Consider the following 3,896-nt stretch of genomic DNA (forward strand, 5'->3'; position numbering starts at 1 on the left):
CCTTCTGGCACGCCGACATCCACGCCGATCGCCGCCCCTTCCTGCAGGGCCGCAATCGCGTGAAGGCCGCGCTGGCCGGCTGGTTTGCTGAACAGGGCTTCATCACGGTGGAATGCGGCGCGGTACAGATCAGCCCCGGCAACGAGACACATCTGCACGGCTTCCCGGTCACCTGGCGGCCGGAAGGCGGGACGGAACAGACGCTCTACCTCCACACCAGCCCGGAATTCGCCGCCAAGAAACTGCTGGCCGCCGGTGAAACGCAGATCGTCGATTTCGCCCGCGTGTGGCGCAATGGTGAACAAGGCCCGTTGCATGCGCCCGAATTCACCTTGATCGAATGGTATCGCGCCCATGCAGACTGGACCGCGGTGATCACCGACACCCTCGCCCTGGCCCGGACGGCGCAGGCTGCCGGCGGCAATGGCACACTGCGCTGGCAGGGCCGCAGCTGCGATGCGATGGCCGAACCGGAAATGCTCACCTGCGAACAGGCCTTCGCCATCCACGCCGGCATCGATCTGGCTGCTTGCCTGAACGACCGCGATGCACTGGCCGCCGAAGTGGCCCGCATCGGCCTGAATGTGCGCCCCGACGACACGTGGAGCGACCTGTTCAGCCGCGTCATCGTCACCATCGAACCCAAACTGGGCGACGGCCGCCTCACCTTCCTCACCCACTATCCGGTGTGCGAAGCAGCCCTCGCCCGCCCCTGCCCCGCCGATCCGCGCTGGGCCGAACGCTTCGAAGCCTATGCCTGCGGCGTCGAACTCGCCAACGGCTTCGGCGAACTCACCGATGCGGCCGAACAGCGCCGCCGCTTCGTGGCCGATATGGACGAGAAACAGCGCCTCTACGGCCGCCGCTACCCCATCGACGAGGATTTCATCGCCGCCCTCGCCCACATGCCCCCCGCCAGCGGCGTGGCGCTCGGCTTCGACCGCCTCGCCCTGCTGGCGCTGGGCGGCACCGATATCAGGCAGGTGATCTGGACGCCGTTCCCCGGCTGAAAGTCGCTGTCATTCTGGCGCAGGCCGGCATCAGCATCGGCGCGATCCGCCTTGCCCTCAAGCGGCAAAGGCAGCGCGGCGACGCTCGATGCTGGGAACATGCAGGATCGCCATCGTGCCCGGGCCATCGCCGTACGAAAGTTCGCCCCCGGCCGAATTGGCCAGCATCGGCAACAGCCGCGATCCGGAGCCTGCATTCGCTTCCGGCGTCCGCCCAACGCCATTGTCCATCACCACAAGACGGTAGCCGTGCTCATGGGGGGCCAATGTGACGTGAATGACGCCCTTGCCGGCCGGAAACGCATGTTTCAAAGCGTTGGTCACAAGTTCGTTCACGATCAGACCGGTGTTGACGGCATGTTCTGCTGGCACAAAAACCGATTTCAAGTTGGATGTGATTGATATTTCCGAACTGCTTTCTGCGTTTGCGCGGGCGGCGACCAATATCTCCTCAAGCAGCGCCGCAAGGTCACGTGAGCGGATGTCCGTGCCTCTGTGCCGCAGCTTCTGGTGAACGCTGGCCAGGACATGCAGACGGTTGCTGGCTCTCTCAAGCGCTTCGCACGCTTCGCGGGCTTCGATACGCTTTGCTTCGATCAACAACAGCGCTGTTGCCAACTGAAAATTGTTCATCGTTCGGTGGTCGAGCTCCTCGATGGCAAGCTCCAGATCGGCGATGCGCAAGGCATCGAGTTCAATGATCCGGCGCCGGCTCAACTGAAATTTGTGGACCATCACAAGCAGCAGAAGCTCTGCCACCGTGGCCAGGATCAGCGACACGACGCCACTGGTGTTCGGCAGCACGAACGAATTTTTCATCGGCATCATGAAATACCAGATCACGGTCTGACATGCCGCAATGGTCACAAGGCCAGCGCGCCAGTTCGACAGCAAGGTGGCTGCGGCCACAGCCGGAAAAACCAGCGGAAAGAAAATCACGCCTTGCCAGAGATCTTCAATAAGCAGGCGCACTGCGACAGCCATGGCGGCGCAGATTAAACCAATTAGCACGTCCCGCGCTAAAACAATGACCCTGATTCGCAAAAAATTACCTTGCCTTGATTGCGTCTGACAATACGCAGAAACACCGTAAACGCCGATTATCATGATAAAAAAGCCGCAGGCAATATATTGCACTACTCTAGGTAGTGGTACCCATATAATATATTCAGAATTATTTTTGCATTCCAGATAATTGGCTTGGGCAGCGGCGCGCATGAGGTTCGCCTCCCAGCCCTGTCATTCCGCCGCCAACATCATCGCTGCCCTTACCTCCCACATCATTGCGTGCCTGCACCGCTGTGGCAGGATACGCCCATGGCTACCCGTCCCGACCTCCACGATCCCGGCCCGTTCGGCACCGCACTGAAAGCGGCGCGCAGCAGCCGGCGGGTGAGTCAGCTGGTGCTGTCGCTCGATGCCGGGGTGAGTGCGCGACACGTGAGCTTCCTGGAATCCGGGCGGGCGATGCCCAGTCGGGATATGGTGCTAACCTTGGCGGAGGCACTGGCCTTGCCGCTTTCGGCGCGCAATCATCTGCTCAATGCGGCGGGCTTTGCCTCGGCTTATCCGGCGTCGCCGTTGGCATCGGACGCGATTGCGCCGTTCCGGCAAATCCTGACCACGATGATGGAAAACCATGCGCCGTTTCCGGCCTTGCTGTGTGACCGGCATTGGAACGTGCTGGAAGCCAGCGCGTCGGCCGCGGCGATGCTGAGCCCGTTGCTGGAGGGGTGGCACGGCCCGCCCAACGTTTTCCGCCTCACTGCCTGCCATCCGCGCGCAGCTGAGTTCATCGCCAATCTTCCGGAAGTGCTGCACGAAAGCCTGGAGCGGCTGGCACTGGAGCAATCACTGGCCGGCGATGATCCGGTGCTGGCCGATCTGATCGCCGTCACCCGCAATGCCGCTGCCCGTCACCCCTATCGACCAGCTTCGCGGACGCGCTCGCCGGTGCTGCCGGTCAGTTATCGCGGGTTGGGCGGGTTGATGAGCTTTCTCTCCGTCGTTGCCCAGTGCGGCACGTCGGAAGATGTGACGGTGCGCGATCTGCGGCTGGAACTGCTGTTCCCGGCGGATGACGTAACGCGGGCGGCGTTTGCGCCCTAATTCGTCACCCCGCCGAACGCCGGGTTGACGAAGTTTAAATGCGGATCACGCATTTCCCGTCGATGCGGCCTTCCCCCATCGCCGCAAAGGCCGCGCGCACCTCACTCAGCGGCAACTCCAGCCCGATGTGCGGTTTCATGTGCACCGCCCGCGCATCGATCTCCTGGATATGGCGCATCCCGGCCGCCGGGTCCTGCCGGCCCTGTTCACCGGCGCGCACGCCAATCAGGGCGATTTCCTTCAGCAGCAGCCGGTTCAAGGGCACGCTTTCCCCGCGCCCGCCCACGAACCCGATGATCGCATAACGCCCACCGCGGCGAAGGCATTTCACCAGCGGCATCACCAGCGGCCCGGCGACGGGATCGAACACCAGATCGATATCTTTCACCGGGATCTGCGGGTGCTCCCGGTCCACCAGATACGTCTCGTGTGCGCCAGCTTCGCGCGCCAGTTGCAGCCGCGCTTCGGATGAGGCCACCGCGACCACCTGCGCGCCCATGTGCACGGCCAGTTGCACCGCCGCCCGGCCCATGCCGCCGCCAGCGCCGGTGACCAGCACGCGCTCGCCCGGTTGCAGCCGCCCGCGTTCCACCAGCCCCACCCAGGCGGTGAGCGCGCCCACGGTAAAGGCGGCGGCTTCGGCCAACGTCAAACCTTCGGGAACCGGCCGCAGGCCGCGCGCCGGCAAGGTGATGCGCTCCGCCATGAGGCCGCTGCGCGCGCCGAGCATCACCGCCTTGCCCAAAAACGCCTCAGCGCCCGGCCCGGCGGCAATCA

The 3,896-nt window shown here is 63.8% G+C and carries 4 protein-coding genes; 2 read left to right on the top strand and 2 right to left on the bottom strand.

All coding sequences use genetic code 11. The annotated features are described in order from the left end of the window. Nucleotides 1-1,010, top strand: a 1,010-nt coding sequence (epmA, locus tag RT662_RS15180; protein ID WP_313671529.1) for an EF-P lysine aminoacylase EpmA, incomplete at its 5' end; no start/stop codon positions are given. A gap of 57 nt (nt 1,011-1,067) precedes the next feature. On the opposite strand, the gene RT662_RS15185 is transcribed toward epmA, so the two are convergent. Beyond that, nucleotides 1,068-2,228 carry a sensor histidine kinase gene (locus RT662_RS15185; protein WP_313671530.1) on the bottom strand — a complete coding sequence of 387 codons (1,161 nt, stop codon included), beginning with the start codon at nt 2,226-2,228 and terminating at the stop codon, nt 1,068-1,070. A 99-nt stretch (nt 2,229-2,327) separates the two neighbouring features. On the opposite strand from RT662_RS15185, the gene RT662_RS15190 reads away from it, so the two are divergent. Continuing rightward, entirely contained in the window at nt 2,328-3,119 is a 792-nt protein-coding gene (locus tag RT662_RS15190; RefSeq protein ID WP_313671531.1) for a helix-turn-helix domain-containing protein, read from the top strand. 34 nt (nt 3,120-3,153) lie between these two features. Here RT662_RS15190 and RT662_RS15195 read toward each other — a convergent pair. Then, nucleotides 3,154-3,896 (bottom strand): SDR family NAD(P)-dependent oxidoreductase (locus RT662_RS15195; RefSeq protein ID WP_313671532.1); only part of this gene is annotated, 743 nt, incomplete at its 5' end.

Source organism: Sandarakinorhabdus sp. (assembly GCF_032115815.1).
Classification (GTDB): domain Bacteria; phylum Pseudomonadota; class Alphaproteobacteria; order Sphingomonadales; family Sphingomonadaceae; genus Sandarakinorhabdus.